The organism is Microbispora sp. CL1-1 (assembly GCF_012034195.1).
GTDB lineage: Bacteria > Actinomycetota > Actinomycetes > Streptosporangiales > Streptosporangiaceae > Microbispora.
The window spans coordinates 1-25,008 of the sequence record NZ_JAATEK010000037.1; the positions used below are offsets into that span (position 1 = coordinate 1).

The 25,008-nt window shown below is 72.4% G+C and carries 29 protein-coding genes and 2 pseudogenes; 15 read left to right on the forward strand and 16 right to left on the reverse strand.

What is annotated here, in order from left to right; genetic code table 11:
* A partial coding sequence (locus HCK04_RS31270; protein ID WP_277351573.1) for a sigma factor occupies positions 1-243 on the reverse strand: 243 nt, incomplete at its 3' end.
* 269 nt (positions 244-512) lie between these two features.
* Between HCK04_RS31270 and HCK04_RS31275 the strand changes: the two genes are divergently transcribed.
* Positions 513-1,853 (forward strand): FAD-binding oxidoreductase, encoded by a 1,341-nt coding sequence (locus tag HCK04_RS31275; protein WP_142650975.1) that lies wholly within the window; start codon positions 513-515, stop codon positions 1,851-1,853.
* 114 nt (positions 1,854-1,967) lie between these two features.
* Here HCK04_RS31275 and HCK04_RS31280 read toward each other — a convergent pair whose 3' ends face one another.
* Positions 1,968-2,366 (reverse strand): DUF3224 domain-containing protein, encoded by a 399-nt coding sequence (locus tag HCK04_RS31280; protein ID WP_142650976.1) that lies wholly within the window; start codon positions 2,364-2,366, stop codon positions 1,968-1,970.
* Positions 2,367-2,566: 200 nt separating this feature from the next.
* Here HCK04_RS31280 and HCK04_RS31285 point away from each other — a divergent pair, with 200 nt between their 5' ends.
* Entirely contained in the window at positions 2,567-3,310 is a 744-nt protein-coding gene (locus tag HCK04_RS31285) for an ATP-binding protein (RefSeq protein ID WP_142650977.1), read from the forward strand.
* 96 nt (positions 3,311-3,406) lie between these two features.
* Here the strand turns inward: HCK04_RS31285 and HCK04_RS31290 are convergent, their stop codons facing one another.
* Positions 3,407-3,856 (reverse strand): universal stress protein, encoded by a 450-nt coding sequence (locus HCK04_RS31290; RefSeq protein ID WP_142650978.1) that lies wholly within the window; start codon positions 3,854-3,856, stop codon positions 3,407-3,409.
* Between the two features lie 197 nt (positions 3,857-4,053).
* Here HCK04_RS31290 and HCK04_RS31295 point away from each other — a divergent pair, with 197 nt between their 5' ends.
* The 3 genes from HCK04_RS31295 to HCK04_RS31305 are packed head-to-tail and all read left to right on the forward strand — an operon-like array spanning position 4,054 to position 6,564.
* Entirely contained in the window at positions 4,054-4,989 is a 936-nt protein-coding gene (locus HCK04_RS31295; RefSeq protein WP_221890000.1) for an ABC transporter ATP-binding protein, read from the forward strand.
* A 1-nt stretch (position 4,990) separates the two neighbouring features.
* Complete coding sequence (locus HCK04_RS31300) at positions 4,991-5,764, forward strand: ABC transporter permease (protein ID WP_142650979.1); 774 nt, start codon at positions 4,991-4,993, stop codon at positions 5,762-5,764.
* The gene (locus HCK04_RS31305; RefSeq protein WP_142650980.1) at positions 5,764-6,564 is read left to right on the forward strand and encodes an ABC transporter permease; all 801 of its coding nucleotides are present in this window, start codon (positions 5,764-5,766) and stop codon (positions 6,562-6,564) included. Before HCK04_RS31300 ends, HCK04_RS31305 begins: the two co-directional genes overlap by 1 nt.
* A 263-nt stretch (positions 6,565-6,827) precedes the next feature.
* Here the strand turns inward: HCK04_RS31305 and HCK04_RS31310 are convergent, their stop codons facing one another.
* Together HCK04_RS31310 and HCK04_RS31315 are read right to left on the reverse strand one after the other, a co-directional pair.
* Positions 6,828-7,940, reverse strand: coding sequence for a winged helix DNA-binding domain-containing protein (locus HCK04_RS31310; protein WP_142650981.1), 1,113 nt, complete (start codon positions 7,938-7,940; stop codon positions 6,828-6,830).
* Between the two features lie 16 nt (positions 7,941-7,956).
* Positions 7,957-8,379 carry a VOC family protein gene (locus HCK04_RS31315; RefSeq protein ID WP_142650982.1) on the reverse strand — a complete coding sequence of 141 codons (423 nt, stop codon included), beginning with the start codon at positions 8,377-8,379 and terminating at the stop codon, positions 7,957-7,959.
* A 135-nt stretch (positions 8,380-8,514) separates the two neighbouring features.
* On the opposite strand from HCK04_RS31315, the gene HCK04_RS31320 reads away from it, so the two are divergent.
* Positions 8,515-9,552, forward strand: coding sequence for a WYL domain-containing protein (locus tag HCK04_RS31320; RefSeq protein WP_142650983.1), 1,038 nt, complete (start codon positions 8,515-8,517; stop codon positions 9,550-9,552).
* Positions 9,553-9,675: 123 nt separating this feature from the next.
* Here HCK04_RS31320 and HCK04_RS31325 read toward each other — a convergent pair whose 3' ends face one another.
* Both HCK04_RS31325 and HCK04_RS31330 read right to left on the reverse strand, forming a co-directional pair.
* The gene (locus HCK04_RS31325; protein ID WP_142650984.1) at positions 9,676-10,278 is read right to left on the reverse strand and encodes a YdeI/OmpD-associated family protein; all 603 of its coding nucleotides are present in this window, start codon (positions 10,276-10,278) and stop codon (positions 9,676-9,678) included.
* 31 nt (positions 10,279-10,309) lie between these two features.
* The gene (locus tag HCK04_RS31330; RefSeq protein ID WP_312845783.1) at positions 10,310-10,747 is read right to left on the reverse strand and encodes a carboxymuconolactone decarboxylase family protein; all 438 of its coding nucleotides are present in this window, start codon (positions 10,745-10,747) and stop codon (positions 10,310-10,312) included.
* Between the two features lie 188 nt (positions 10,748-10,935).
* On the opposite strand from HCK04_RS31330, the gene HCK04_RS31335 reads away from it, so the two are divergent.
* Positions 10,936-11,886 carry a YafY family protein gene (locus HCK04_RS31335; protein ID WP_142650986.1) on the forward strand — a complete coding sequence of 317 codons (951 nt, stop codon included), beginning with the start codon at positions 10,936-10,938 and terminating at the stop codon, positions 11,884-11,886.
* Positions 11,887-12,216: 330 nt separating this feature from the next.
* On the opposite strand, the gene HCK04_RS31340 is transcribed toward HCK04_RS31335, so the two are convergent.
* The gene (locus HCK04_RS31340) at positions 12,217-13,029 is read right to left on the reverse strand and encodes a helix-turn-helix transcriptional regulator (protein WP_142650987.1); all 813 of its coding nucleotides are present in this window, start codon (positions 13,027-13,029) and stop codon (positions 12,217-12,219) included.
* Positions 13,030-13,189: 160 nt separating this feature from the next.
* Between HCK04_RS31340 and HCK04_RS31345 the strand changes: the two genes are divergently transcribed.
* The gene (locus tag HCK04_RS31345) at positions 13,190-13,951 is read left to right on the forward strand and encodes an SDR family NAD(P)-dependent oxidoreductase (protein ID WP_142650988.1); all 762 of its coding nucleotides are present in this window, start codon (positions 13,190-13,192) and stop codon (positions 13,949-13,951) included.
* Between the two features lie 14 nt (positions 13,952-13,965).
* Here HCK04_RS31345 and HCK04_RS31350 read toward each other — a convergent pair whose 3' ends face one another.
* A complete protein-coding gene (locus HCK04_RS31350) occupies positions 13,966-14,289 on the reverse strand; it encodes a VOC family protein (RefSeq protein WP_142650989.1) in 324 nt (107 codons plus the stop codon).
* A 112-nt stretch (positions 14,290-14,401) separates the two neighbouring features.
* Between HCK04_RS31350 and HCK04_RS31355 the strand changes: the two genes are divergently transcribed.
* Together HCK04_RS31355 and HCK04_RS31360 are read left to right on the forward strand one after the other, a co-directional pair.
* The gene (locus tag HCK04_RS31355) at positions 14,402-14,896 is read left to right on the forward strand and encodes a GNAT family N-acetyltransferase (protein WP_168066416.1); all 495 of its coding nucleotides are present in this window, start codon (positions 14,402-14,404) and stop codon (positions 14,894-14,896) included.
* Between the two features lie 278 nt (positions 14,897-15,174).
* Positions 15,175-15,882 (forward strand): helix-turn-helix domain-containing protein, encoded by a 708-nt coding sequence (locus HCK04_RS31360; RefSeq protein WP_185949074.1) that lies wholly within the window; start codon positions 15,175-15,177, stop codon positions 15,880-15,882.
* Between the two features lie 30 nt (positions 15,883-15,912).
* On the opposite strand, the gene HCK04_RS31365 is transcribed toward HCK04_RS31360, so the two are convergent.
* From HCK04_RS31365 to HCK04_RS42890, 3 genes and pseudogenes are all read right to left on the reverse strand, one after another.
* Entirely contained in the window at positions 15,913-16,311 is a 399-nt protein-coding gene (locus tag HCK04_RS31365) for a VOC family protein (RefSeq protein WP_142650991.1), read from the reverse strand.
* A pseudogene (locus HCK04_RS31370) lies at positions 16,275-17,195 on the reverse strand (MFS transporter); the annotation flags it as partial. The pseudogene HCK04_RS31370 and the gene HCK04_RS31365, both read right to left, overlap by 37 nt.
* Positions 17,196-17,254: 59 nt before the next feature.
* Positions 17,255-17,656: pseudogene (locus HCK04_RS42890) on the reverse strand (MFS transporter); the annotation flags it as partial.
* Here HCK04_RS42890 and HCK04_RS42895 point away from each other — a divergent pair.
* Complete coding sequence (locus HCK04_RS42895) at positions 17,655-17,960, forward strand: hypothetical protein (protein WP_240971988.1); 306 nt, start codon at positions 17,655-17,657, stop codon at positions 17,958-17,960. The pseudogene HCK04_RS42890 and the gene HCK04_RS42895 sit on opposite strands and share 2 nt — an antisense overlap.
* A gap of 118 nt (positions 17,961-18,078) precedes the next feature.
* On the opposite strand, the gene HCK04_RS31380 is transcribed toward HCK04_RS42895, so the two are convergent.
* The 3 genes from HCK04_RS31380 to HCK04_RS31390 all read right to left on the reverse strand — a co-directional run bounded on the left by HCK04_RS31380 (position 18,079) and on the right by HCK04_RS31390 (position 19,500).
* On the reverse strand, positions 18,079-18,396 hold the full coding sequence (locus HCK04_RS31380; RefSeq protein ID WP_142650993.1) for a DUF952 domain-containing protein: 318 nt from the start codon (positions 18,394-18,396) through the stop codon (positions 18,079-18,081).
* Complete coding sequence (locus HCK04_RS31385) at positions 18,393-19,070, reverse strand: TetR family transcriptional regulator (RefSeq protein ID WP_168066420.1); 678 nt, start codon at positions 19,068-19,070, stop codon at positions 18,393-18,395. Before HCK04_RS31385 ends, HCK04_RS31380 begins: the two co-directional genes overlap by 4 nt.
* Before the next feature lie 106 nt (positions 19,071-19,176).
* Positions 19,177-19,500: a multidrug efflux SMR transporter gene (locus HCK04_RS31390; RefSeq protein ID WP_142650994.1), complete on the reverse strand. Its 324-nt coding sequence runs from the start codon at positions 19,498-19,500 to the stop codon at positions 19,177-19,179.
* A 64-nt stretch (positions 19,501-19,564) separates the two neighbouring features.
* On the opposite strand from HCK04_RS31390, the gene HCK04_RS31395 reads away from it, so the two are divergent.
* From HCK04_RS31395 to HCK04_RS31405, 3 genes are all read left to right on the forward strand, one after another.
* Complete coding sequence (locus HCK04_RS31395; protein ID WP_142650995.1) at positions 19,565-20,476, forward strand: hypothetical protein; 912 nt, start codon at positions 19,565-19,567, stop codon at positions 20,474-20,476.
* Between the two features lie 396 nt (positions 20,477-20,872).
* A complete protein-coding gene (locus HCK04_RS31400; RefSeq protein WP_142650996.1) occupies positions 20,873-21,949 on the forward strand; it encodes a radical SAM protein in 1,077 nt (358 codons plus the stop codon).
* Between the two features lie 274 nt (positions 21,950-22,223).
* Complete coding sequence (locus HCK04_RS31405; RefSeq protein WP_142650997.1) at positions 22,224-23,372, forward strand: epoxide hydrolase family protein; 1,149 nt, start codon at positions 22,224-22,226, stop codon at positions 23,370-23,372.
* Positions 23,373-23,511: 139 nt separating this feature from the next.
* Here the strand turns inward: HCK04_RS31405 and HCK04_RS31410 are convergent, their stop codons facing one another.
* Entirely contained in the window at positions 23,512-24,396 is an 885-nt protein-coding gene (locus HCK04_RS31410) for a sigma-70 family RNA polymerase sigma factor (protein WP_142650998.1), read from the reverse strand.
* Positions 24,397-24,478: 82 nt separating this feature from the next.
* Here HCK04_RS31410 and HCK04_RS31415 point away from each other — a divergent pair, with 82 nt between their 5' ends.
* The gene (locus HCK04_RS31415) at positions 24,479-24,928 is read left to right on the forward strand and encodes a carboxymuconolactone decarboxylase family protein (RefSeq protein ID WP_142650999.1); all 450 of its coding nucleotides are present in this window, start codon (positions 24,479-24,481) and stop codon (positions 24,926-24,928) included.
* The last annotated feature ends 80 nt before the right edge of the window (positions 24,929-25,008 follow it).

Consider the following 25,008-nt stretch of genomic DNA (forward strand, 5'->3'; position numbering starts at 1 on the left):
GCGCCGGCCGAGCGTACGGAGTCGTTTGAGGGCCTGGCGGGTGGTGATGCGCACGAGGTAGGCGCGCTGGTCGCGTACGGCGTGGAGGTCGACGCCCGCCCACAGCAGCCAGGTCTCCTGGAGCACGTCTTCGGCGTCGGCGGCCGAGCCGAGCATCTCGTAGGCCACGGTGAACAGCAGGTTGCGGTGGGCGACGAACGCCGCGGTGGCCGGGTCCATGGCGTGGTCCACGGCGCGGTCCATGGCGGGCTCCGTCCGGTCGCCGAGCGGCTGCGGCGCGTGCGTTGGTCTCTCGCTCATGCGCGGGTTTCCTGTCTGCTGGTTCTCGTCTGCTGGTTCTCGGCCGTTGCGTCCATACGATCCCGGCGCTCGCCGCTTTGTGACACCAGGGATGGGTGACGCACGTCACACGACGGTGCCGTCACAGGTTTCGGGTGGCCGGGATCTCTTGCTCGTCAGGACGCCGCGCCGGTGCTCGGCGCGGCACATCGCGAGTGAGGAGCACACGAGTCATGAACGCAGCGCTTGAGACCCTTCGCCGTGACTTCGGCGGCGACGTCATCGAACCGGGAGCGGCGGAGTACGCGTCGGCCGGGCGGACCGCGCTGGTGCAGGGCAGTCCGGCCTGTGTCCTGCGGCCCAGGAGCGTCGGGGATGTGCGGGCGGGGGTGAGATTCGCAGCGGAGGCGGGGCTTGTGCTGTCCGTGCGGGGCGGCGGTCACGGCTTCGCGGGCTTCGGCACGAACGACGGCGGCGTGGTGATCGATCTGAGCGGGCTCGCGACGGTCGAGGTCGTCGACAAGGAGCGGCACATCGTGCGGATCGGCGGCGGCGCGACCTGGGGTCAGGTGGCGGCCGCTCTGGCCCCGCACGGGCTGGCGATCTCTTCGGGCGACACCAGGAGCGTCGGTGTCGGCGGGCTGACGTTGGGCGGCGGCATCGGGTGGAAGGTCAGGAAGCACGGCCTGGCGCTGGACAGCCTGGTCGCCGCCGAGGTGGTGACCGCCGGTGGAGAGGTCGTGCGGGCCGGCGTGGAGGACAACGCCGAGTTGTTCTGGGCTCTTCGGGGTGGCGGTGGCAACTTCGGGATCGTGACCGCGTTCGAGTTCGCGGCGCATCCGACGACGGACGTCTTCTTCGGAAAGATCGCCTTCCCCGCGCAGGAGGCCGCCGCCGTGCTCCAGGGGTGGGCCGACCTGCTGCGCGCGGCGCCGGAGGAGCTGACGTCGATCGCGAACCTCGCCAATCCTCTGGCCGGTGGCCCTCTGGCGCCGATCGAGGTGCAGGTCGCCTTCGACGGGGACGACCCGCACCTCGCTGCCCGGGCGATCGATCCGATCCGCCGGCTCGGCACGGTGATCGCCGACGATGTGGCGCTGCGGCCGTACGCCGACACGCTCGTGGACGGCATGGTCGCGCCGCCGGGGATCCGCCTGTTCACCCGGAGCGGGTTCGTCGGGAGGGAGTCGGTGCCCGAGGCCCTGCGGATCCTCGCCGCGGCCGGGGCGGCGGAGGGGGCGCCGTTCATCTCCGTACGCAGCCTGGGCGGCGCGGTGGCCCGGGTGCCCGGCGACGCCACGGCGTACGCGCATCGCCGGGCGGAGCTGATGATCGGGACCACGGTCGCGGGGCCGGCGCCGGTCGTGGAGGCCGCGCTGCCGGGCCTGGAGGCGATCTGGGGCAGGCTCGCGCCCCACGTGAGCGGCGCGTACGTGAACTTCCTCGCCTCGGCGGGCGAGGAGGATGTGGCGGCGGTGTATCCGCCGCGGACCTACGAGCGGCTGGCGGCGGTCAAGCGCCAGTGGGACCCCGGCAACCTGTTCGCCCGCAACCACAACGTGCGGCCTCGGTAGGCCGCCCTGCCGGGCGCGTCAGGCGGCGGTGTGGTGGTCTGCCGGCGGGTTTCGCCATGCGCCGGCGGCCACCCGGATGGGGGTGGCCGGATGGGGGTGGCCGGATGGGGGTGATCAGTCCTCGGGGAGGGTGTAGTCGAGGAGGTAGTGGTGCCCGTCGCCGTCCACGCGGATGGTGCCCTCGCCGGTGAGGCCGGCCAGTTCGCCGGTGCCGCTGGTGGGGACGACCTGCCATTTCAGCCACTGTTCGCCGTTGTGGCTGCCGGCGCTGTGCTGGAGCGCGAAGGTGCCCTTGCGGCCGTGGAGGGTGCCGTCGAAGTGTTCGACGCCGACGTAGGCGGCGGGGCCTTCGGGGGTGACGACGGTGAGGATCTCGGTGGTGCTGGTGCCGGTGAGGTCGCCGTGGAAGGTCTTGGCGATGGCGTTGCGGCCGAAGGTGGCGCCCTCCTTCTCCTCGGTGGCCAGTTCGGTCCAGTTGGTGATGTCGAAGGTGCCGGTGGCGTGTCCGTTCATGTGCCCAGCGTGCCGCGTGTTCCTGTCATCTTCCGTCAGGTAGGGCGGCACCGGGGTGATGATCGGGAGGAGAAAGTTAGGCGAATGCCGTGAAGCCCGCCACCTTGCAGCCGCTCATGACAGATGATCGGAGGCATGGGTGTTCCCCGACCGGCCGTCCCGGTCCTCGCCGGCCGGTCCGTCCAGGGCCTTCCATCGCAATGCTGATCTCGCCTTTTCCCTCCCAGGAGGGCCGCAGGACCGCGTACAAGGTGTTCGGGTCGGCCGCGACCGCCCCGCGCCGGGCACGCGCGTTCGTACGGTGCCAGTTGCGGGGGTGGGAGCTCGCGGATCTGGCCGAGACGGCGGAGCTGGTCGTCTCCGAGCTGGTGACGAACGCGGTGCGGGCGACGGACGCCGTGGTCAGCCCGCCGATGGCCTCGTCGATGTTCCCGGTGGCCCTGCGTACGGTGGCGTTGCGGGTGCGGGTGGCGCCGGGTCGGCGGAGCCTGTTCATCGAGGTGTGGGATGTCAGCGACCGCGAGCCGGTGCCGGACGGCGACGCGGGGGGTGAGCTGGGCGAAAGCGGCCGGGGGCTCGTGCTGGTCGGCAGTCTGGCCCGGCGGTGGGGTCATTATTCGGCGCCGGACCGCGGCAAGATCGTGTGGTGTGAGCTGGCCATCGCGCCGCCGGAGGAGGCGCGCTCGCCGGGGACGGCGGGTGCTCCGGCTGCGGGCCCGCAGGACGCGGCCGCCGCTGATGTGACGTCGGCGGGAGTGCCTGCGGGGACGGTTGCGGAGACCGCTGTTGAGACCGTTGTGGAGGCACCGCCGGGGATGCTGCCGCGGCGGGTGCGGCGGCATCCGGTGGGCGTGCGGGATGACGGCCCGGACGAGGCGACGCTGCTGCGGGTGCTGGAGGGCCTGCGGGCGCTGGACGTGTCCGGGCCGCCCGAGCGCCGCTGATCTCCTGGCACGTCTGATCCCCCGGCACGTCGCGCGATGCCTGCCGCGCGGCTCCTGTCGTGCGGCTCCTGTTGCGTGGTGCCTGTTGTGTGGTGCCTAGGGGACGACGGTGACCGGCCAGCGGCCGGTGCGGACCAGGCGGAGCGCGACCGAGCCGATGAAACGGTGACCGGCCTGCGTGGAGGCGCCCACCACGACGGCGTCCGCCCGGATCTCGTCGGCGATCCTGGCGAGGACGCCGGCGGCGTCGCCGTATTCGGTGCGGAAGGTGTAGTCGACACGGGAGTGGGCGGTCTTGGCGAAGAGCTCCACCTGCGCGCGCAGGTCCGTGGCGATCTCCTCCCCCGCCTCGATCACCGAGGCCGACGCGGCCGGGACCATCGTGGTGATCGCCCCTGGGTTGGCGACGTAGACGAGGACGACGTGCGAACCCTGGCGGCGGGCGAGGCCCCAGGCGTAGGCGGCGGCGCGCAGGGAGGTCTCCGAGCCGTCGATGCCGACGAGGATCACCCGGGGGCCGTCGGTGCCCAGCTCGAACGTGTTCACGCAAGTCAGGGTACGGCTCCCCCGGGGGCGGCCGCATCCGGGCCCGGGCCCGGACGGATCTCCAGTGATCTCGGGCGGAGCCGGTGGTGGCGCGCGGCGGTTTTCGCGTGCCGCCGGGGAGGCGGGGCGGGGCCGGTCCGGGCGGCGCGGATAACCTGTTGCGGAAATGTCGGGGCCGTTGGTTAGGGTCTCGGATCGTGGCCGATCAACCTTTGATCTACGCGCGCGGCCTGGTCAAACGCTTCGGGGAGTTCACCGCTGTCGACGGGATCGATCTCGACGTTGCGCCGGGAGAGGCGTTCGGTTTCCTCGGGCCCAACGGGGCCGGCAAGTCTTCGACCATGCGGATGATCGGGTGCGTGTCCACGCCGACCACCGGTGAGCTGCGGATCCTGGGCATGGACGCGGTGCACGACGGGCCGAGGATCCGCGCGCGCCTGGGGGTGTGCCCGCAGCTCGACAATCTCGATCCCGACCTGACGGTGCGGGAGAACCTGGTGACGTACGCCCGTTATTTCGGGCTGTCGCGGGCGGAGAGCCGCAGGCGGGCCGACGAGTTGCTGGAGTTCGTGCAGCTCGGCGATCGCGCGGGCGGGAAGGTGGAGCCGCTGTCGGGAGGCATGAAGCGGCGGCTGACGATCGCGCGGGCGATGGTGAACGACCCCGATCTCGTGCTGCTCGACGAGCCCACGACGGGGCTGGACCCCCAGGCCCGTCACCTGTTGTGGGAGCGGTTGTTCCGGCTCAAGCAGCGGGGCACGACGCTGGTGCTGACGACGCATTACATGGACGAGGCCGAGCAGTTGTGCGACCGGCTGGTCGTGATGGACGGCGGCAGGATCGTGGCGGAGGGGTCGCCGAGGTCGCTGATCGAGACCTACTCGACGGCCGAGGTGGTCGAGCTGCGGTTCCCCGGCATGCCCGAGGCGGGGCCGCGACACGCGGCGGCGCTGGAGGGGGTGGGCAAGCGGGTCGATCCGCTGCCCGACCGGGTGTTGGTCTACGTGGACGACGGCGACGCCGCGCTCGCCGAGGTCCACCGGCGCGGCCTGGAGCCGTCGAGTGTGCTGGTGCGGCGGTCGACGCTGGAGGATGTGTTCCTCCATCTGACGGGCCGGACGCTGGTGGACTGAGATGGCCGTGACGCATGGGGTGCATCCGACGATCGCGGTGCTGGAGCGGCACCTGACCCTTTACCGGCGGCTGTGGCAGGCGTCGGTGTTCTCCTCGTTCGTGCTGCCGGTGCTGTTCCTGCTGAGCATCGGCATCGGCGTGGGGGGTTATATCGGCCGGGTGCAGGGGGTGGATTACCTGTCGTGGATCGTGCCGGGCGTGCTCGCTTCGACGGCCTTCCAGATCGCGGTGGGTGAGTCGACCTATTCGGTGCTGGGTGACTTCAAGTGGGTCAGGGCCTATCACGCGATGCGGGCCACACCGGTGGAGCCGATGGACATGGTCCGGGGGCATCTGCTCTACCTGGTGTTCCGGGTGGCGATCGCGGTCGTGGCCTTCCTGGTCGTGGTGGTGTTCTTCGGCGGGCTGCACTCGCCGTGGGCGCTGGTCACCCCGCTGGTGTGCGCCTTGCTGACGGTGTCGGTGGCCGCGCCGGTGACGGCGTTCGCCGCCACGATCGACCATGACAGTTACTTCTCCCTGGTGTTTCGGCTGGTGGCTCTTCCTTCGACGTTGTTCGCGGGGGTGTTCTTCCCGGTCGAGCAGCTCACGCCGGTGTTGCGCCCGCTGGCGTACGCCTCGCCGCTGTGGCATGCGGTGGAGCTGTGCCGGGCGGCGACGCTCGGCCGTGCGACGGCATGGCCGGTTCCGGTGCATGTGGGCTATCTGCTGGTGTGGGCGGCGGCGGGTCTTTTCCTGGCGGTGCGGGCGTTCCGCCGGAGGCTGGAGGACTGATGGTGACGACGCTGGTGGCGTCCCGGGTCTCCCCCGGCCGGGTGGGCGCCGTTATCGGCCGCAACGTAGGGGCGCTGCGTTCCGGGCCGTCGTACTGGATCGTGCTGCTGTCGGGTTTCTTCGAGCCGCTGCTGTATCTGCTGTCGATCGGTGTCGGCGTCGGCGCGCTGGTCGGTGACCTGACGGTGGACGGGCGGACCATGTCGTACGCGTCGTTCGTCGCGCCGGCGATGCTGGCGGTGTCGGCGATGTCGGGGGCCCTGGCCGAGACGACGTACAACTTTTTTTTCAAGCTGAAATACATGAAGACGTTCGAGGCGGTGCTGGCGACGCCGGTGCGGCCCGTCGAGGTCGCGGTGGGCGAGCTGGTGTGGTCGATCGTCCGGGGTTCGCTCTACACCGTGATCTTCCTGGTCGTGATGGTGGCGATGGGGCTGGCCGAGCCCGGTTGGGCGGTGGCGGCGTTTCCGGCGACCGTGCTCGTGGGGCTGGCCTTCGGCGGGCTGGGGATGGCGGTCAGCACGCTGATGCGCGGCTGGCAGGACTTCGACCTGATGGGCACCGGGCAGTTCGCGTTGTTCCTGTTCTCCGGGACGTTCTCCCCTGTGCAGGACTATCCGGTCGGGGTCGAGGTGCTGATCCAGGTCACGCCGCTCTACCACGCGGTGGAGCTGGTGCGGGGCCTGTGCATGGGTGTGCTGGGGTGGGGGCTGGTGGGGCATGCGGTCTACCTGGCCGCGCTGGCCGTGGCGGGGGTCTGGTTCGCCTCCCGGCGCCTGACCCGGGTGCTGTGCGACTGACGATGTGAACCACACGACGTCGGCCACCCCATGTCGGCCACCCCATGTCGGCCACCCCATGTCGGCCACCCCATGTCGGCCACACGATGTCCGCCACCCCATGTCGGCCACACGATGTCCGCCACACGATGTCCGCCACACGATGTCGGGCACATGATGCGAACCTGGCGGTGAACCCGGTGGTGAACAGGGCGCGGCCGATGGCGCCGCCGCGCCACGCCCGCCGCCGGCGCCAAAGTTCCGGCGTTCGGTCGTTCCGGCGCTCAGGCGGCGGACGGGTCGATCCGTACGCGGTCGCTGTCGCCGTCCGACAGGAACGCCGCCAGCGACCTCCCCTCCTCGATGACGGCGGCGTGTTCTGAGCGCGACAGGCGGCGCAGCGGGGTGACGGTCACGGTGCCGGCTGTGGCACCTGCTGTGGCGTCCCAGGTCGCGGAGATCCGGCCGTCCACCAGGACGACGCGGGCGCCGGCGACCGACAGGCCGCGGTGGGCGTCGTCCACGATGCGGCTGCGGTCGTGGTAGCCGAGGATCGCGTTGTCGAACGCCGGCAGGAAGCGCACAGGCGCGGGGGTGCCGGGGTCGGGGCGCGGCGCGTCGGGCAGGTCCAGCAGTTGCCGGCCCCGCTCGTCGCGGAAGGCGACGAGCTCTCCGCGTACGGCGTCGACCGCGGCGGGCAGCCCGGCCAGGCCGCACCAGGCGCGCAGGTCGGCGGAGGTGGCGGGCCCGAAGGCGGCCAGATAGCGGCGGACCAGCGCCTGACCGGCCGGGTCGGACCCGTCCGCAGGCAGCGGGGCGATGTCGCGTCCCAGCCAGGTGGCGAGGGGGAGGTTGCGTACCCCCGCTTTGGTGCGCCACAGTCCGCGCGGGGGCAGCTGGGCCATGGGGATGAGCGCGGCGACGAGCAGCTCGCCCAGGGCCCTGCGTGGTGGGGCGGGCCGGCGGACGGCGAGCGCGTCGACGAGCTCGGCCATCGTGCGGGGCCGTCCGTCGGCCATGACCTCCCGGCCGGCCGCCGCCACTTCGTCCGGGTCGAGCCCGGCAAGTTCCCGGCGGTAGGTGGTGAGCACCCGCCGGCGCAGCATGGTGTCGTGCCGGGAGCGCCAGGCCAGCGCGTCGGCGGCGGTGACGAGGTGGACGGTGCGGCGCATCAGGTGGGTGCGCACCACGTGCCGCCCGGTCAGCAGGCCGTCCAGGGTCGCGGGGCGGAAGTCGCGCACCCGCGACCACAGTCCGGCGAACGGCTCCTGCGGTTCCTGTGCCTGCATGCCGCACAGGTGCGCGATGACGTCGAGTGCCGGTGCGCCGGTGCGGTCGAGCAGGAACTGCCGGGCGAGCGTGGCGCGGTTGAGCGCGCGGTTGTCGAGGACGGTCATGGCGTCGCGGGTGTGCTCAGCCGTTGTAGGGGGCCGCGACGTCGAGGACCCAGACGACGCCGAAGGGGTCCTTGAGCATGCCGTAGAGCGGCGCCCACTGCGCGGGTTCGAGCGGCCGCACGATGGTGGAGCGGGCGGCCATCCTGTGCCACAGGGCGGTGATCTCGTCGGTGTCGTCGCCGCGTACGGAGACGAAGACGGCGTTCTCGCCCGGGTTCCAGGGTGTGTGGGAGGGCACGTCGTAGGCCATGACGTGGAAGCCGTTGTCCGCGGTCACCTGGCCCCACATCACCCAGTCCGCTTCGCCGGGGTTCTGGGGGTTGCCCGCGTCCTTGTAGGTGATGGCGACGACGTTTCCGCCGAAGACGGAGTGATAGAAGCCGAGCGCCGCGCGGGCGTCGCCGTGGAAGTTCAGGTGGGTCGTGGTGGTGATGGACATGGTGGCTCCTCGCCTTGCGATCTGTCGTACACACGCCGGAAGCGGTCGGGCATGCGTCGTCGGCCGGCGTCGATGACCTCACGGTTTCAGGGGTAGCGGACAGCATGCGTCCTCTTCTTGAGCAGGATGGGTGTCATGCCGAAGACGTCCGCGCGGCTGCTCGCGCTTTTGTCGCTGCTGCAGGCCCGCCGCAACTGGTCGGGTGAGGAGCTGGCCGGGCGGCTGGGCGTCAGCACGCGTACGGTCCGCCGTGACGTCGACCGTCTGCGTGAGCTCGGTTATCCGATCACGACTTTCAAGGGGCCCGACGGCGGATATCAGCTGGAGGCGGGTTCGCGGCTGCCCCCGTTGCTGTTCGACGACGATCAGGCCGTCGCCCTGGCCGTGGCGCTTCAGACGGTCACCACGACCGGCGCCGGCGTCGGGGAAGCGGCGGCGCGTGCGTTGAACACCGTCCGGCAGGTCATGCCCGCGCGGCTGCGTCACCGGATCGACACCTTCCAGGTCACCGCCGTCGAGCGGCCCGCGACGCGGCCGGACGTACGGGTCGATGGCAGCGTGCTCGTGGCGCTCAGCGCGGCGGTCCATGCCGGTGAGGTGCTGCGTTTCGACTACGCGGCCGCGTTCTCGCCGCAAGCGGGTGACGGCGGGGTGCCGGCGCCGCCGCGCCGGGTGGAGCCGCATCATCTGGTCAACTGGGGTGGGCGCTGGTATCTGGTCGCCTGGGATCTCGACCGGGAGGATTGGCGCACCTTCCGTGTCGACCGGATGGCGCCGCGCTCCCCCACGGGGCCGCGTTTCGCGTCGCGCGAGGTGCCCGGAGGTGATGTGGCCGCTTTCGTGGCCGAGAGGTTCCGGGGCTTCGACGGGTCGGGTGACTGGCTCTGCCGCGGTGAGGTGGTCCTCGGCCTGCCTGCCGCCGTGGTGTCTGCGTACGTGCGGGACGGTGTCGTGGAGGAGCTGGGCCCGGGCCGTTGCCGGCTCGTCCTCGGCTCGTGGTCGTGGCACGGCCTGGCCGCCGCCATCGGCAGGTTCGACGCCGAGATCGAGGTCGTCGGCCCGGCCGAGCTGAGGGAGGCGTTCGCGCACCTGGCCCGCCGTTATGCCAGGGCCGCGGGCGGCGCGTCCGCCTCCCCGCTCCCCGGCCGCCTCGACCCGCCCCCGGCGTCGTAGTCAGGGCACCGGCCGCCGGCTTCACCCTCAGCCGCCCCTACACCGGCCCCCTCGTCGTCTGCCGGGATGGGCCGGGTGCCTGTGGCGAGGCGCCCCGCGGAGTGCTGCCCGCCCCGGTGCGGGTCAGCGATCGTCGAGGGTGCGCTTTTGCGGGTGGATCGTCTCGCCGCGGGCGAGCATGCCGACGAACTGGGCGATACGGCGGGCCCGGGTCTCGGCGCGTTTGGCGTTGGCGACCCGATAGAGGACGGCGTAGCGGTTCTGGGCGGTGAGGATGTCGAACATCGCCTGTGCTCCGGGATCGGCGGCCAGTGCGGCGGCCAGGTCGGCGGGCACCTCGATGCCGGCCTGGCCCGCGTAGGCCGCCTCCCAGCGGCCGTCGGCCTTGGCGCGTTCGACCTCGGCCGTTCCGGCCGGGTGCATCCGGCCCTGGCCGATCAGGCGGGTGACGATGGAAACGTTCCGCTCCGACCAGGCGCTTTGCCGTCCGCGAGGGGTGAAGCGCCGGAAGAAGGTGGTCTCGTCCCGCCGTCGTAGCCGGCCGTCGATCCAGCCGTGGCACAGGGCCTCGTCGAGCGCCTGGTCGTACGTCAGACTGGTGGGCCGGGTCGTGTTCTGCTTGGCGAGGACCAGCCACACCCCTGCCGAGCCGTCGTGGTGCTCGCCGAGCCACTCCCTCCAGGCCCGGGCGTCGGTGACGGTCAGTTCCGGGAGTTCGTCGCTCATCGTCGTGTGCCCCCTGGTGATCCGCCCGCCGTCACCAGGCCGTGCCGGCCGGTTCCCGGAGCGTGTGGTTGATCCGGTTGAAGAAGTTGGTGAGCGCGATGTTGAGGATGATCGCGGACAGCTCGTTCCGGCCGAACTGGGCGGTGACGTCGTCCCAGATGTCGTCGGTCACGCCCGGCGCGCCGTCCTGGATCCGGGTGGCGGCCTCGGTCAGCGCGAGCGCCGCCCGCTCGGACTCACTGGAGAACGGCGCCTCCCGCCAGGCCACCACACCGTGCAGCCGCTCGTCGTTCTCCCCATGCTTCCTCGCCGACGCGACCCCGGCGTACACGCACGGGCTGCAGCCGTTGATCTGGCCGGCCCGCAGATGGACCAGCTCGAGCACGCGCAGGTCCACGCCACCGGCGTGGACGGCCTTGAACAGGTGCTGGATCGCGGTGGTCACGTCGGGGTTCGCCACGCTCTTCATGCGTGCTTCCATGGGTTGTGCCCCTCGTCTGTCGCGTGCGCCCCCGCCCGGGGCCCGTCATTCCAAGGCACCCCGGCAGCGGTCATCGTCGTCGTGGACTTTCCGGCCGGGAGGTTCTCGGCCGTGCCGGCGACGTTACGGGATGACCCGGTCAGAAACGGTCCTGGTTATCGAGCAGACTGTGAGCCGTGGTCAACACCTCGGCGCGGCTGCTGCGGCTGCTGTCTTTGCTGTCGGCGCGGCCGTCGTGGACGTGCGCGGATCTCGCCGCCCGGCTGGAGATCACCGAGCGGACGGTGCGGCGGGACATCGCCCGGCTGCGTGAGCTCGGCTATGGCATCGAATCGGAGATGGGTCCGTGGGGCGGCTATCACCTCGGGCCCGGGGCCGGCATTCCGCCGCTGATCCTTGACGAGGAGGAGGCCCTCGCGGTCGCCGTCGGGTTGCGCACCGCCGCGTTCAGCGGGGTCTCGGGAAGCGACCAGGCGGCCCTGTCGGCGCTGCTGAAACTCCGCCAGGTGCTGCCGGCCGGGATCGCGGCCCGGCTCGGCGAGCTGGACGGCGCGTTCACCCACACCGCGCACCCCGACGACGGCCAGATCTCCCCCGCGCTGCTGCTCGATCTGGCCACCGCGTGCCGGCGCGGCGAACGCACCCGCTTGGCCTACCGCGACGGCGCCGGGACGACGTCCACGCGACACGTGGATCCTTATCGGCTCATCTACACGGGCCGCCGCTGGTATCTGCTCGCCTACGACCTGACGCGGCAGGACTGGCGCACGTTCCGTACGGATCGGATCGTGGACGCCGCCGCCACCGGGCGGGCCGCGGCCCTGCCCGACCCGCCGGATCCGGCGCAGACGGTCGGTACGGGCATCGCGCGGAGGCCCTATCCGGTGCGGGTGACCGTGCGCCTGGCCGTACCGGCCGACGAGGCCCGCAGGCTGGTGCCGTCGACGGTCGGCGTCCACCGCCCGGACGGCGATGACGCCACGATCGTCGACATCGGCGGGCCGGACGCCGACAGCCTGGCCCGCTATCTGCTCAGCCTCGGCCGGCCGCTGCGGATCCTGCACCCGGAGGAGGTCCGCCAGGCATTCCTGGCCCGGACCCGGCGGCTTCTCGAGGACAACCGGTGACCCGGGCCGGGTGTCAGTGACCCGGGCCGGGTGTCAGTGACCCGGGCCGGGTGTCAGTGGCCGGGGCCTTGCCCGGTGACGCGGTCGGTGAGCAGGTCGGTGACCGAGCGTGGCATCGCGGAAACCCGTCAGCGACGAGGAGGTGTCTCGCTCGCGCACTGACGGGTTTCCGTTTCGTTCTGGCACTTCTTGGCGCCTTTCGGGGCGTTTTCCGGGAGTTTCCGGCCCTCCAGTCGCGGAAGAGTTCCGCCGCGCGCGGTTCGCCTGCTTGTTCTCCGGCTCCCGCGCAGCGGCGAGACGGCCGGCACGTGGCGGTTGGTGACTCGTCCGCTAACGAGAGGCCATGGAGGCGAGGAGGCGGAGTTTCTCGTCGCTCTCGCTGCCCTGATCGGCGTAGTAGAGCACCAGGAGCAGGTCGTCCACGGGGAGTTTGTCCCGGTGCAGGCGCAGCTCGCCGATGATGGGATGGTTGACGGTGGTGGTGCCGCCGTCGAGGGTGCGGATGTCGTGGCGCGCCCAGAGCGTACGGAAGCGCTCGCTCGACAGGGCGAGCTCGCCCACCAGTTCCACGAACCGCGGGTTGTCGATGTCGTCCCCGGCGTACTTCCTGAAGGCGGCGATGAAGCCTTCCGCGGAGCGTGTCCAGTCCTGCTGGAACGCCTGCTCCTCGGGATCGAGCAGCAGAGACCGCAGCCGGTTGTACCCGGGCTGGAGGCGCGGAGAGAGCGCGACCGCGAGCCGGTTGGAGGCGAGCACGTCGAACGCGCGCCCCTCCACGAAGGCGGGAACCTGCACGCTCGCCAGGAGCTGGTGCAACCGCGCGGGGACGCGTTCGGGCTTCCTGCGCCGCCGGGATTTCGGGCGTGCGGCGGCCAGGCCGAGAAGGTATTCCTGTTCGACCTCGTCGAGATGCAGGACCCGCGCGAGCGATTCGAGCACCTGCGTTGAGGGATTCTTGTCGCGGCCGCGCTCCAGCCGCAGGTAGTAGTCGGCGCTGATGCCCGCGAGCATGGCGACCTCTTCACGGCGGAGCCCGGGTACGCGCCGGTTCGGCCCCGGCGCGAGCCCGGCCTGCTGCGGGGTGACCAGGGCCCGGCGGGCGCGGAGGTAGTCGCCGAGCAGGTTGGCGCGGTCGTCGGTCATGCCCGCCATCGTATTTCGGACTTTTCTGACCAAGGGGGCCCTGACAGGACCCCGGAAGACGGGGGCACTGCCCCCGGCCGGAGCGCGAATCGACACTGAAGACGCCGCGGCGCAGCGCCGACCGGCCTTGCCACCGACCCGCCCTGAGCAGGAGAAATCCATGGACATCACCAACCGCACCGTCTTCATCGCCGGCGCCACGTCGGGAATCGGGCTCGAACTCGCCCGCCGCTTCGCCGCGGCCGGCAGCTCCGTGATCGTCGGCGGCCGGCGAGCGGACCTGCTCGGCCGGCTCGCGGCCGAGGGGTTCGGCACCGTTCCCATCGACGTGACCGACCAGGACAGTGTCGATCGTGCCCGCGACGCGGTGCTCCGCGGTCACCCGGGCCTCGACACGATCGTGACGATGTCGGGGGTCATGATCCCCGAGGACCTGCGCGATCCCGCGCATTTCAGCGTCGCGCAGCAGACGATCGACACCAACCTGCTCGGCACCATCCGCGTCATCGACGCGTTCACCCCGCACCTGGTCGGGCGCGGCGCCGGCGCCGTCATCACGGTCAGCTCGGGCATCGGGTTCCTGCCGTTCCCGCTCATGCCGACGTACGCGGCGTCGAAAGCCGGTGTGCACGCCTACACCGAGGCGTTGCGCGCGCAGCTGGACGGCACGGGCGTCGAGGTGGCCGAGCTGGTTCCCCCGGCCGTCGCCACCACGCCCGAGCAGGCGCGGATCAACCCCCGCGCGCTCGACCTCGCCGCGTTCGCCACCGAGGTGATGGACCTGCTCCAGACCGACCCCACGCCCCACGAGATCCTGGTCAAGGGCGTGCTGATGCACCGGTGGGCCGAGCGCGACGGCACGTACGCCGATCTGGTCGCGCAGCGGTCGAAGGCGCTCGCGACGCTCCCGGGCCGTCGGTAGGCCCCTCCCGTACGTCAGGACACGCAGAGGCAGAACTCGTTGCCTTCGGGATCCCGCCAGACCTGCCAGAGATCCTCGTGCATCTCCCCCACCGGGGTGGCCCCGAGCGCGGCGGCGCGGGCGGCCGCGGCGGCGAAGTCGTCGGCGACCAGATCCAGGTGGACGCGGTTCTTCACGGTCTTGGGCTCGCGGACGCGTTGCAGGGCCAGGCCGGGGCCCAGGCTGATCCAGTCGTCCTCGCGGCGGGTGATGTCCCGCTCCAGCAGGCGGCTCCAGAACGCGGCGAGCCCGTCGAGGTCGTTGGCGTCGATGACCACGCCACCCAGGCGAATGCTCATAGCTCCCTCTCGGCGTACGGACCGATCAGGCCGGGCCCGGTTGTCCGGGCCGGGCCGGATCTCGACCATGGCAGAAGGGGGATCTTGCGAGGAAGAGCGAGGGAGCGTGAGCATGACCCCGGTTGTCGTACGCCGTCTCAGTGGCGAGGACTGGCGCACCTGGCGGCTGCTGCGCCTGGCGGCGCTCGCCGACGCGCCCGAAATCTTCCACGGCGACCTGGCCGAGGAACGGGCCTACGACGAGGCCCGATGGCGCGCGTGGACCGAAGACGGCGTCAAGGCGGCCGCGTTCGACGCGGACGGCCCGGTAGGAGTGGCCGCGGGACGCGTGCCGGCGGATCGGGCCGGGGCCGTCGAGCTGTTCGGCATGTGGGTGCGTCCCCGGGCACGGGGTGGGCGGATCGCCGAGCGTCTGGCCCTTGAGGTGGTGGCCTGGGCGCGCGAGGCGGGCCGGTCCCGGGTGGAGTTGTGGGTGATCGCGGGCAACGAGCCCGCCGAACGCGTCTACCGGCGGCTCGGATTCCGCGAGACGGGCGAGTACGCACTCCATCCGCGCGACCCCGACCTGCGCAAATACGTGATGGCCAGAGGCGCCGGCGGCGGGTGACGCCCATCCCCGGCCGCTCGCCGACGGTCGCGCCGATCACGGCACGTACGCTTCGGCCGGTGAAGTGGGTGCGTGCGGCCGGGCCCCCGGTTCGTGATCAGCGGCGGTGACTCGCGCCCGGCGCGCCCGAAATCTTCCACGGCGGCCTGGCGTGGGATCTCGACCGGGCCGTGACGGACTACGTCGGCCGGCTGCGGGCGGGCAATCCCCGCTGATCCCCGCCTGCGACCTGCTGATCCTTTCGTAGGGGGAGCCGCGCACGAGGGATAATGCCAGGCATGTACCGGGAGAGGGCCTCGCGGGTGCCGGACGCGGTGCTGTGGTGGAGCACCTCCCCCGGCTCGGCGGCCGGTGAGCGGCGGGTGCTGCCGGACGGGTGCATGGACGTGATCTGGGCGGACGGCGCGCTGCTGGTGGCGGGGCCGGACACCGCCGCGCACGTGGTGACCGACCGGCCCGGCGCCCGCTATGTGGGGCTGCGTTTCGGCCCGGGCACCGGCCCGATGGTCTTCGGGGTCCCGGCGCACGAGCTGCGCGACCAGCGGGTGCCGCTGGCCGACCTGTGGCCGGGCGCCGAGGCGCGGCGGCTGGCGGAGCGGGCCGGGGAGGCCGCCGACGTTCTCGCACGTCTGGGCGCGGTGCTGGAGGAGGAGGCGGCGCGCCGCCTGGGCACGGCGCCCCGCCGCGTCGACGCCGCTCTCGTCGGAGCGGTCGTCGAGGGCGTGCGCGCGGGCCTGCCGGTCGCGCGGATCGCCGCGGACGCGGGTGTCGGCGAACGGCGGTTGCACCGCAGGTGCCTGGACGCGTTCGGGTACGGGCCGCGCACGCTCGGCCGCATCCTGCGGATGAACCGTGCGGTGGACCTGGCCCGCGGGGGCACGCCGCCGGCCGTGGTGGCCGCCGTGACCGGGTACGCCGACCAGGCCCACCTGTCTCGTGAGGTGAGGTCGCTGACCGGCGTGACCCTCGGCGCGCTGATCCGCTGACCACCGGGCCCTCCGGCCCGGTGGAGCCCGTCAGGTGGTGGGCAGGGCGGCGAACAGGTCCACGCCGTTGCCGTCCGGGTCGTGCACGACGGCGTAGCGCTGCCCCCAGAACGCGTCCCACGGTTTGAGGTGTCCTTCGTAGCCGGCCGCGACGAGGTCCTCGTACAGGCGGTCGACCTCCGCGGGGGTGTCGCAGCGGAAGGCGAGGCTGACGCGGGGCCCGCCGCTCGCGGGCGACCAGGAGGAGTCGAAGGACCGGACGGTCTCCGTGGTGTCCCACGCGAGACGCAGCCCGCCGGGAAGGGTCACCTCGACGTGAGGCTCGGTGTCGGCGGAGGGCGGGATGTCCAGCCCAAGCCGGCGGTAGAAGGACAGGGAGGCGGCCATGTCGGTCACGACCAGGCCGATGAGATCGAACGTCGGTGCCATGACGCCCACGCTAGGAGACGGGCGGGCCGGCCGTCTTGAACGTATCGGACACGCGCCGGGGTGGCGCACGCGCGTCGATGTGGCGCGGTGTCACGATGCTTGGTCAGAGGTGACCTCGGCAGGCAGGGGGACGGCGCCGGGGTCGGGGGTTGCGGCGACGTCGTGGTGTGGCCGGGCCAGTGCCGCGGCGATGGCCACCGTGCCTGCGGCGCACACGGCGGCCGCTCCGTGCAGCGCGGCCCGGCGATGACGGCGGCGGAGGTGTCCGGGCCGATCACGGTGAGCCAGGCGTTTCCGCCGGCGAGCAACGCCAAGGAGATCGTGATCAGCACGCGGGTCGGCATGCCCCGGTTCACCAGCCCACCGGCCAGGGGCGGAGCCAGGAGCACTGGTGCGGTCATCAACAGCAGCATCGTTCCGGCGCGCTGCGGGGAGAAGCCGCTCGCACCCACCAGGTACGTGGGCAGGTAGGTCAGCAGCGTCACGAAGCCGAACGCCGCGACCACGGGCACCATGCACAACGCCAGGAATCGGCGGTTCTTCACCAGCGACAGGTCGAGCAGCGGGGCGGAGGCACGCGCCTGAAGGACGACGAAGACCACCAGCAGGCCCACGCCGGCGACCAGCGGCGAGAGCGTACCGGCGCTGGCCCAGCCCCATTCCGGGCCCTGGACCACGCCCAGAACCAACGCGCCCAGGCCGGCGACGAACACCACCGCGCCGGTCACGTTCAGGCGGGGACGCTGCTCGGCACGCGATTCGGCGACGTAACCGACGCCGGCCAGCGCCACAACCGCCAAAGCGGCGTACAGCCCGAAGGTGGCGCGCCAGCCCAGCGCGCCGACCAGCCTGCCCGACAGGGCCGGCCCGACCGCCACTCCGAGCCCGGCGGCGCTGCCGAGCGCCGCGAACGCGCGGGTGCGCCCGCGCCGTCGAAGGTAGTGGCCAAGATCGCACCGCCGCTGGCGAACACCCCGGCCGCACCGATGCCCGACAGGGCGCGGGCCGGGTCCAGCAGGACGATGCCGGGGGCGGCCGCCGAGGCCAGCGAACCGGCGGCGAACAGCCCCGCGTCGGCCAGGAAGATGCGGCGGCGTCCCACCAGGTCGGCCGCTGACCCGGTCACCAGCATGAACGAGGCGAACGTCAGGTTGTAGGCGTTCATGACCCATTGCAGCGGCGCGCCCGCGGTATGCAGGTCCGCGCCGATGCCGGGCGGCGCCACGGCTGCACCGGAGATGGACATCGGCACGTTGATGAAGGCGAGCAGCACCACCGCCAGCGTGATCGACGGCCCGCTCATCGAGGCACTCCGCGTGGCGTTGAACACCACCTTGAGCGCCATGGACCCCGACTGGGATCGCCGCTTCCTGGCCGCCCGCGAGCTGTCGGAAGCCGTCCCCGCGCTGCAGGCGCACAGCCTGGGCTACTGCCACGACACCACCCTGGCCCTGGTCAATGTGGTGAGCGGCCGCGCCGATGTCGACGAGGTGCGCGTCCGGCTGGCCGTAGAGATCTTCGTGGCCGCCTGGCGCACGGCTTCCCTGCGGTGGACGGTGCAGGGCGGCCACGGCGGCCGCGACGCGTTGCTGAACCTAGTGGAGGAGACCTTCGCCAAGGTCCCCGCCGCACTCGCCTGCCCCGCCTGACGATCTCGTGCGACCACGCCGGTGACGTGGGGCTCGGCGAAGGCGGGGCAGGCGGCCGTGCCGGTCACGACCGAGGACCACGGCGGGCGGTGGCCGGACGTGTCGGGACGCCGGCGGGTCAGTGGGAGAAGGGCGTGACGGCCGTGACGGCGGCCACCGGGATCGGCCCGTAGATGTGGGGGAACGCCTCGTCGGCCCCCTCGGGCACCTCCAGCCTGACCGGGCAGCCGAGCCGGTCCTCGTCGATCTCCAGCAGCACCAGGGGCTCGGTGACGTGCCCGTAGTAGCGGCCCGCCACACCGCGCGCCTGGCCGAGGTCGGCCGAAGCGTGGATGAAGCCCTCCTCCTCCAGGGTCCGGCCGAGGGTGGAGACGCGGTATTCGCCCGCCGGGACGGCCGCGTCCCAGTCGGCGGCCAGCGCGAGATGGAAGATCATGAGCCGACCCTAGCGGGCGGGGCCAGCGCGGCCAGCGCCCGGGCCACCGCCTCCCGTGCCCGCTGCCTGCCGTCGGGGCGGGCCTCGACGACCTCCTCCACCCACAGTCCCGACAGCAGCCCGGCGACGAAACGCACCTCCCCGGGCCCGCAGGGGTAGCCGGCGCCGCCCAGCACCGCGGCGACGATGTCGTCGCAGCCGTCGGTCCAGGCGCGGGCGATGGCCTGCAGCGCCGGGTCGCGGCCCGCCTGCAGGTACAGCTCCCACAGGCCGAGCTGGCGCAGCCGGTCGGAGGCGTACACGCCGGTGAGCGTCTCGGCGACCGCGAGCGGCGTACGGCCGGCGAGGTGGTCCACCGCCGCCCGCATGCGGGCCAGTTCGCGCTCGACCAGCAGGGCGAACGCCTCGGCCAGCAACTGGTCGCGGCTGGTGAAGTAGTAGGAGGTGGCGGCGAGGGGCAGCCCGGCCCGGCGGGCGACGGCCCGGTGCGTCACGGCGGCGAACCCGCCGTCGCCGAGCAGGTCGACGGCGGCGTCCAGCAGCGCCTCCCTGCGGCGTACGGCACGCTCCTGCGGGCGCCGCGGCTGGGACGAGACGGGCGCGACGGCCCGCGCGGCGACGCCGCGTGAGCGGGCCGCCGCCGGGACGGGTGCGGGCCGGTCCTGATCGGGCACGCCGTGTTCCTCCCCTGGATCGTCGGGGCTCCCCGCGGGCCGGGGATCCGTAGGGATCACGCTTAGCGGGCACGCGCCGCCGGGTCAAACGACCGGCGCCGATCGATCAGTGGGCGCCGGCGAGGTTGAGGACGGCAACCCCGGCGATGATCAGGGCGATGCCGGCCGCCTTCACGAGGTTCATGTTCTCGCCGAGGAACAACGCGCCGATCAGCGCGATCGCCGCGGTCCCGGTGCCCGCCCACACCGCGTACGCGATGCCGACGGGCATGCGGAGCTTGAGCGCCCAGGCCAGCAGCAGGAACGAGGCGATGTAGCCGACGGCGACCACGATGGTCCAGCCCCAGCGGGTCAGGCCGTCGCTGAGTTTGAGCGCGGAGGTGGCCAGGACCTCCGAGGCGATCGCGCCGACGAGCAGGAGCCAGGCCATGGGAACCCCATTGATAAAAACGGTACGCTTGTCCCAATTTTACGCTCCATGGCGCGGCAAAGCCATGGGCGGGCCGACCAGGGGCTCCAGGCTTGTCGGCCCGATCCCGCTGCTGCTGTCGTTCGTGCTGTTCCCCGCCGCTGTCGGGATCGCGATCGTGCGGCACGGGCTGCTCGACATCCGGCTCGTGCTCTCACGCGCCCTGCTGTACGGCCTGGCGGTGTCGGCCGTGATCGCCGCCTATGCCGGGATCGTCACCGGACTGTCGCTGCTGGTGCCCGCCAACGCCGATCGCGGCGTGTCGATCGCGGCGGCCATCGTGGTGGCGATCGTGGTGGCGATCGGATCCACACCGGTACGGCCGGCCTTCCAGCGCCTGATCGACCGGGCCCTGTACGGGCTGCGTTCCGAACCGTGGACGGCCGCGGCCAGCATCGGCGAGCGGCTGCAGCACGACGACGACCTCGCCGCAGCGCTCGACAGAACCCGTACCGCGCCGCGGCTGCCCTGGCTGGCCCTGCACGGGCTGCCCGAGCCGGTCCCCTCGGGAACACCCGCCGCCGAGCACGCCGAGCTGCCCCTGCTGTACGGCGGCCAGACCGTCGGCACCCTGGTGGTCGGGTTACGCGCGGGCGAGCACGCCCTGCACGCCGCCGACCGCCGTGCTCTCGACCTGGTCGCGACCCCACTGGCGGTCGCCCTGCACGCCACCATGCTCAGCCGGCAGGTCTCGCAAGCCCGAACCGCCGTGGTGGAGGCGACAGCGGCCGAACGAGTCCGGCTCCAGCGCGAGCTGCATGACGGCCTGGGGCCCGACCTGACCATCACCGTGCGCGACGACGGCACCCCGGCGTCGTCGTGGCAGCCCGGCGTCGGCCTGCGCTCGCTCGTCGAACGGGCCGAGGAGGTAGGCGGCCGGGCCAGCGCGGGGCCCACGCCGTACGGCTGGCAGGTCAGGGCCACGCTCCCGCTGTAGCTCACGTCACTGTGCCTGATTGCCGCCCTACGCCACCGCCACCCGGATCTGCTGGGCTTCCCAAGCCGGCTGGACCAAGGCGGCGCCGAAGCCATCGCCACACTCCTCGAAGGCTGACCCCTCCGCGGCCCCGGGCGCCGCGCCGCGCCGACCGCCACGCCCGACCGCCTCGCCAGGCCGCCGTGCTCCAAGCGCCGAGCTTCGACCACCCCCGCCGGCCCCGGCCGTCGCGGGGCCTGCACGGGCGGGGCGCGTGCGGGCGTGGACACTTGGCGTGAGCGTCGAATGCGTGTTCTACTGAACCTCATGCGTCGCGACGCCACTTCCCGTGCGGAGGACCAGCCCGCTGCGCGGCCACGCGGGCAGCAGCAGACGGTGCAGGAACCCGGGCAGCCCATGCGACAACCCGCACCGTCCGAACAGCACCAGACCCGGCACCCTGCGCAGCCCAGTCCCCGGCCTGGACAGTCGAGACGGTCCGCGCAGGCCGGGCAGCCTGAGCAGCAGTCGCTCGTCGTCGAGGGGCCCGCACGCCCGCGCATCGAGCGGCAGGCCGTCACCCGCGTCTTCGACGGCATCACCTGCTATGAGGTGCCGGCACGCGTGGCGATCGAGCGGGTCCCCGAGGCGGCCGAGCTGCCCTTCATGTACGGCGCGAGCCCCTATCGCGGCTGCGAGTCGGGCTGCGGCTACTGCACCGCCCGGCGCGGCCACCGCTACCTGGGGCTGGATCCGGGCCGCGACTTCTCCACGAAGATCGTCGTCAAGACCGACCTGGCCCGGCGGTTGCGGCGCGAGCTGGGCTGCCCGCGCTGGAGCGGCGAGCCGGTCGCGCTGGGTCTCACCGGCGACTGCTACCAGCCGGCCGAGGAGATCTACCACCTGATGCCCGGCGTCATCCGGGCCCTCGCCGACGCGGCCAACCCGTTCACCGTGCTCACCAAGAGCCCCCTCGTCCTGCGTGATCTCGACCTGTTACGCGACGCCGCGAAGGTGACCCAGGTCGGCGCCCTGGTGTCGGTCGGCTTCGTCGACGACCGCCTGCGGCGCGCCGTCGAGCCGGGGGCCGCGACACCGCAGCGGCGCCTGGAGATCTGCGCGACGCTGAACGACGCAGGCATCCCCTGCGGTGTGCTGATGGCGCCGATCCTGCCGCTCATCACCGACTCCACCGATCACCTCAGGGCGACCGTACGGCGGGCGGCCGAGGCGGGCGCGGTCAGCGTGACGCCCGTCGTGCTGCGCCTGCCCGCGGGCGCGCGGGAGTGGTACATGGGGTGGCTGGAGCGTGAGCACCCCGGTCTCGTGCCGCGTTACCAGGCGCTGTACGGCAAGGGCCAGGTCGCCGAGGACGGCTACCGGCGGCGGATCGCCGAGCAGGTGCGCGTCCTCGCCGAGACCTACGGCATCGGCAGGGACGCCCGGCGGTGGCGGCGGCGCCGGTCCCCCGCCCGCCAGCTCGCCCTCGTCTGACTCCCCAGGCGGCCCGGGCCACCGGTCCCGTACCGCCCGGGGCCGTGGCAGCACCAGGCCGTGGCAGCACCAGGCCGTGGCAGGACCGGGCCGTTCAAGCGACGGGACGGACGACGCGTTGTGGACGACCCGTTGTGGACGGCGTCGGAAATCGGCACGCTTGCCCGCATCGCCCCGGCCCGCGGTCAGAGCGTCCCGGCCGTGGCGTTTTTCATCCGCTTCGTGCCGGACGTAGAGGACGGTGGCTGTCCTCCACGCGGGGCAGGCTGACGCCGTGAGCACACCACGACCGTTTCGCATCGACATCCCGCAGGCCGATCTCGACGACCTGGCCGGTCGTCTGGCCCGCACTCGCTGGCCCGACGAGCTTCCCGGCGTCGGCTGGTCCTACGGGGTGAACAAGGACTACCTCATGGGGCTGGTCGACCACTGGCGCACCGGTTATGACTGGCGCGAGCACGAGGCCCGCCTCAACGAGGTGCCGCAGTTCACCACCGAGATCGACGGCCAGAACGTCCACTTCCTGCACGTACGCTCCCCCGAGCCCGGCGCCACCCCGCTGATCGTCACGCACGGCTGGCCGAGCACGGTGTACGACTTCCTGGACATCCTCGGGCCGCTGACCGACCCCCGGGCGTACGGCGGGGATCCGGCGGACGCCTTCCACGTCGTCGCGCCCTCGGTGCCGGGTTTCGCGTTCTCCGGGCCGACCCGTGAGACCGGCTGGGGGGCCGCCCGCGTCGCCCGGGCCTGGGCCGAGCTCATGCGGCGCCTGGGATACGAGCGGTACGGCGCTCAAGGGGGCGACTTCGGCAGCATCGTCTCCCCCGAGCTCGGCCGGATCGCGCCGGAGCGCGTGATCGGCGTGCACGTCAACGCGCTGGCCACCGCCTCGACACCGATCGGCCCCGGCGAGCTGGACAGGCTCACCGATGACGAGCGCGAGCAGGCCAGGTCGAACCAGGCGTGGTGGTACGGCCGCTCCGGCTACGCCACCCAGATGTCCACCCGGCCGCAGACCCTGGCGTACGCGCTCAACGACTCCCCGGCCGGCCAGCTCGCCTGGAACCTGGAGTGGTTCGTCGACTGGGATCCCACCCGCACCGAGCGAACCCCCGTCGACCGCGACACCATCCTGACCAACGTCACGATCTTCTGGCTGACCGCCACGGCGGGGTCGGCCGCGCGGATGTACCTGGAGACCGCGTCGGAGGCGTGGGGCCGGCGGCCCGCGCCCCCGCCGGTGCCGACGGGAGTGGCGAACTTCCTCGGCGACCGGGCGATCCGCGGGCTGGCCGAGCTGTCCAACACCGTCGTCCACTGGTCGCGGTTCCCCCGCGGCGGGCACTTCGCCTCACTGCAGGCACCGGACCTCCTGGTCGCCGACATCCGGGACTTCTTCCGGAAACTCAAGGCCCGGTAGGCGGCAGGCGGGTACGGCCGCGCGCGCCGCGGACACCTTGCGGCCCGAAGACACACAGCGCAGCGAAGACACACAGCGCAGCGAAGACACAGCGCAGCCGGAAGACACAGCGCACGTGGAGCCGATCTCCGGTGGGGGCTCACTCCGGCTGCGGCAGGTCGATGGCCGCGAGCTTGGCCGGGTCGGCCACGATCGCGATGTCGGTGATCCGGCCGCCGGTGATGGTGAACGCCATGACCGACAGCGGGGCGCCGTCCTCGCGCCATGCCACGTACCCGGGGAGGCCGTTGACGAGCACCGCCCGGCCTCGCACGGCCAGGCCTGCGGCCATGCGGCTCTGCGCGCCGGCGGCGACCTCGGTGGCGCCGAGGACGACGACCACACCGTGAGAGAGATCGGCGGTCAGCTTCACCTCGGGGTCGAGCACCCGCAGCAACCCCTCGAAGTCGCCGTCGCGCGCCGCCGCGAGGAACGCCTGGACCACCTCGCGCTGCTCTCGTCCGCCGGCAGCCGGATGCTCGGCCGTCTGCACCTTCCTGCGGGCGCGGCTGGCGAGCATCTTGGCGGCGGCGGTGGACCTGCCGAGGATCTTGCCGATCTCGTCGAACGAGACCGCGAACAGGTCGTGCAGCACGAACGCCAGCCGCTCGCTCGGCCCGAGCGACTCCAGGACGACGAGGAGCGCCAGCCCGACCGAGTCGGCGAGCGCCACGTCGTCGTCGGGCGCCGGGCCGGCGTCGACCGTCACGACGAGCGCGGGCAGCCGGTCGTCGTAGGACGCCTCGGGCCGGGCCTGACGCGACCGCAGGACGTCGAGGCTGATCCGGCCGACCACGGTGGTCAGCCAGCCGGCGACGTTGTGGATGGTCGCCGTGTCCTGGCGGGACAACCGCAGCCAGGCCTCCTGGACCACGTCTTCGGCGTCGGCGTGCGACCCGAGCATGCGATAGGCGACCGCGCGCAGCCGGTCGCGCTGGGCTTCGAACGCCTCGGTCACCGGGTCCGCGGGGCTGGTGTCGGACATGTTGTTACCTCCCTCGGATCTGCTCCGTCATGGGGATGACGGGCCCGGACGGGCCGAGGTAACCGACGAAGGAGCACCACCGATGGAAGCACGCATGAAGAGCCCGGCGAACCCCGACGTGACCACCGCGATCCAGCACCTGTTCAAGGCCGTCCACTCCAGCGGCGTGGACCCGCGCGTCCTCGAACTGGTTCACCTGCGGGCCGGCCAGATCAACGGCTGCAGCGCCTGCGTGTTCGCCGGGGTCGCGTCGGCCAAGAAGCACGGGGAGACCGACGAGCGGCTGCACAACGTGGTCGCCTGGCGCGAGGCGCCGTTCTTCACCGAGGCCGAGCGGGCGGCGCTCGCGCTGACCGAGGCCGCCACCCGGATCCAGGACGGCGCGCCGGGCGTGACCGACGAGATCTGGGACGACGCTACCGCCCACTTCGACGAGAGTGAGCTGTCGGCGATCATCTTGAACATCGCGCTCACCAACTTCTTCAACCGGATCAACCGTACGGTCCGGGAGCCGGCCGGCAAGGCCTGGTGACGCCGGGCGGAGACGCCGCTGCGGCGCGAACCCGAGGTCGCGGCGCCGCCGTCCGGACAGCTTGCATCCTGCGCGCAAGT

Excerpts from the sequence above, each read along its gene's own strand:
- HCK04_RS31275 (WP_142650975.1), top strand. The coding sequence starts at position 513 with ATGAACGCAGCGCTTGAGACCCTTCGCCGTGACTTCGGCGGCGACGTC.
- HCK04_RS31280 (WP_142650976.1), bottom strand. The coding sequence starts at position 2,366 with ATGAACGGACACGCCACCGGCACCTTCGACATCACCAACTGGACCGAA.
- HCK04_RS31285 (WP_142650977.1), top strand. The coding sequence starts at position 2,567 with ATGCTGATCTCGCCTTTTCCCTCCCAGGAGGGCCGCAGGACCGCGTAC.
- HCK04_RS31300 (WP_142650979.1), top strand. The coding sequence starts at position 4,991 with ATGGCCGTGACGCATGGGGTGCATCCGACGATCGCGGTGCTGGAGCGG.
- HCK04_RS31305 (WP_142650980.1), top strand. The coding sequence starts at position 5,764 with ATGGTGACGACGCTGGTGGCGTCCCGGGTCTCCCCCGGCCGGGTGGGC.
- HCK04_RS31310 (WP_142650981.1), bottom strand. The coding sequence starts at position 7,940 with ATGACCGTCCTCGACAACCGCGCGCTCAACCGCGCCACGCTCGCCCGG.
- HCK04_RS31315 (WP_142650982.1), bottom strand. The coding sequence starts at position 8,379 with ATGTCCATCACCACCACGACCCACCTGAACTTCCACGGCGACGCCCGC.
- HCK04_RS31320 (WP_142650983.1), top strand. The coding sequence starts at position 8,515 with ATGCCGAAGACGTCCGCGCGGCTGCTCGCGCTTTTGTCGCTGCTGCAG.
- HCK04_RS31325 (WP_142650984.1), bottom strand. The coding sequence starts at position 10,278 with ATGAGCGACGAACTCCCGGAACTGACCGTCACCGACGCCCGGGCCTGG.
- HCK04_RS31330 (WP_312845783.1), bottom strand. The coding sequence starts at position 10,747 with ATGAAGAGCGTGGCGAACCCCGACGTGACCACCGCGATCCAGCACCTG.
- HCK04_RS31340 (WP_142650987.1), bottom strand. The coding sequence starts at position 13,029 with ATGACCGACGACCGCGCCAACCTGCTCGGCGACTACCTCCGCGCCCGC.
- HCK04_RS31345 (WP_142650988.1), top strand. The coding sequence starts at position 13,190 with ATGGACATCACCAACCGCACCGTCTTCATCGCCGGCGCCACGTCGGGA.
- HCK04_RS31350 (WP_142650989.1), bottom strand. The coding sequence starts at position 14,289 with ATGAGCATTCGCCTGGGTGGCGTGGTCATCGACGCCAACGACCTCGAC.
- HCK04_RS31355 (WP_168066416.1), top strand. The coding sequence starts at position 14,402 with ATGACCCCGGTTGTCGTACGCCGTCTCAGTGGCGAGGACTGGCGCACC.
- HCK04_RS31360 (WP_185949074.1), top strand. The coding sequence starts at position 15,175 with ATGTACCGGGAGAGGGCCTCGCGGGTGCCGGACGCGGTGCTGTGGTGG.
- HCK04_RS31365 (WP_142650991.1), bottom strand. The coding sequence starts at position 16,311 with ATGGCACCGACGTTCGATCTCATCGGCCTGGTCGTGACCGACATGGCC.
- HCK04_RS42895 (WP_240971988.1), top strand. The coding sequence starts at position 17,655 with ATGGACCCCGACTGGGATCGCCGCTTCCTGGCCGCCCGCGAGCTGTCG.
- HCK04_RS31380 (WP_142650993.1), bottom strand. The coding sequence starts at position 18,396 with ATGATCTTCCATCTCGCGCTGGCCGCCGACTGGGACGCGGCCGTCCCG.
- HCK04_RS31390 (WP_142650994.1), bottom strand. The coding sequence starts at position 19,500 with ATGGCCTGGCTCCTGCTCGTCGGCGCGATCGCCTCGGAGGTCCTGGCC.
- HCK04_RS31395 (WP_142650995.1), top strand. The coding sequence starts at position 19,565 with ATGGGCGGGCCGACCAGGGGCTCCAGGCTTGTCGGCCCGATCCCGCTG.
- HCK04_RS31400 (WP_142650996.1), top strand. The coding sequence starts at position 20,873 with ATGCGACAACCCGCACCGTCCGAACAGCACCAGACCCGGCACCCTGCG.
- HCK04_RS31410 (WP_142650998.1), bottom strand. The coding sequence starts at position 24,396 with ATGTCCGACACCAGCCCCGCGGACCCGGTGACCGAGGCGTTCGAAGCC.
- HCK04_RS31415 (WP_142650999.1), top strand. The coding sequence starts at position 24,479 with ATGGAAGCACGCATGAAGAGCCCGGCGAACCCCGACGTGACCACCGCG.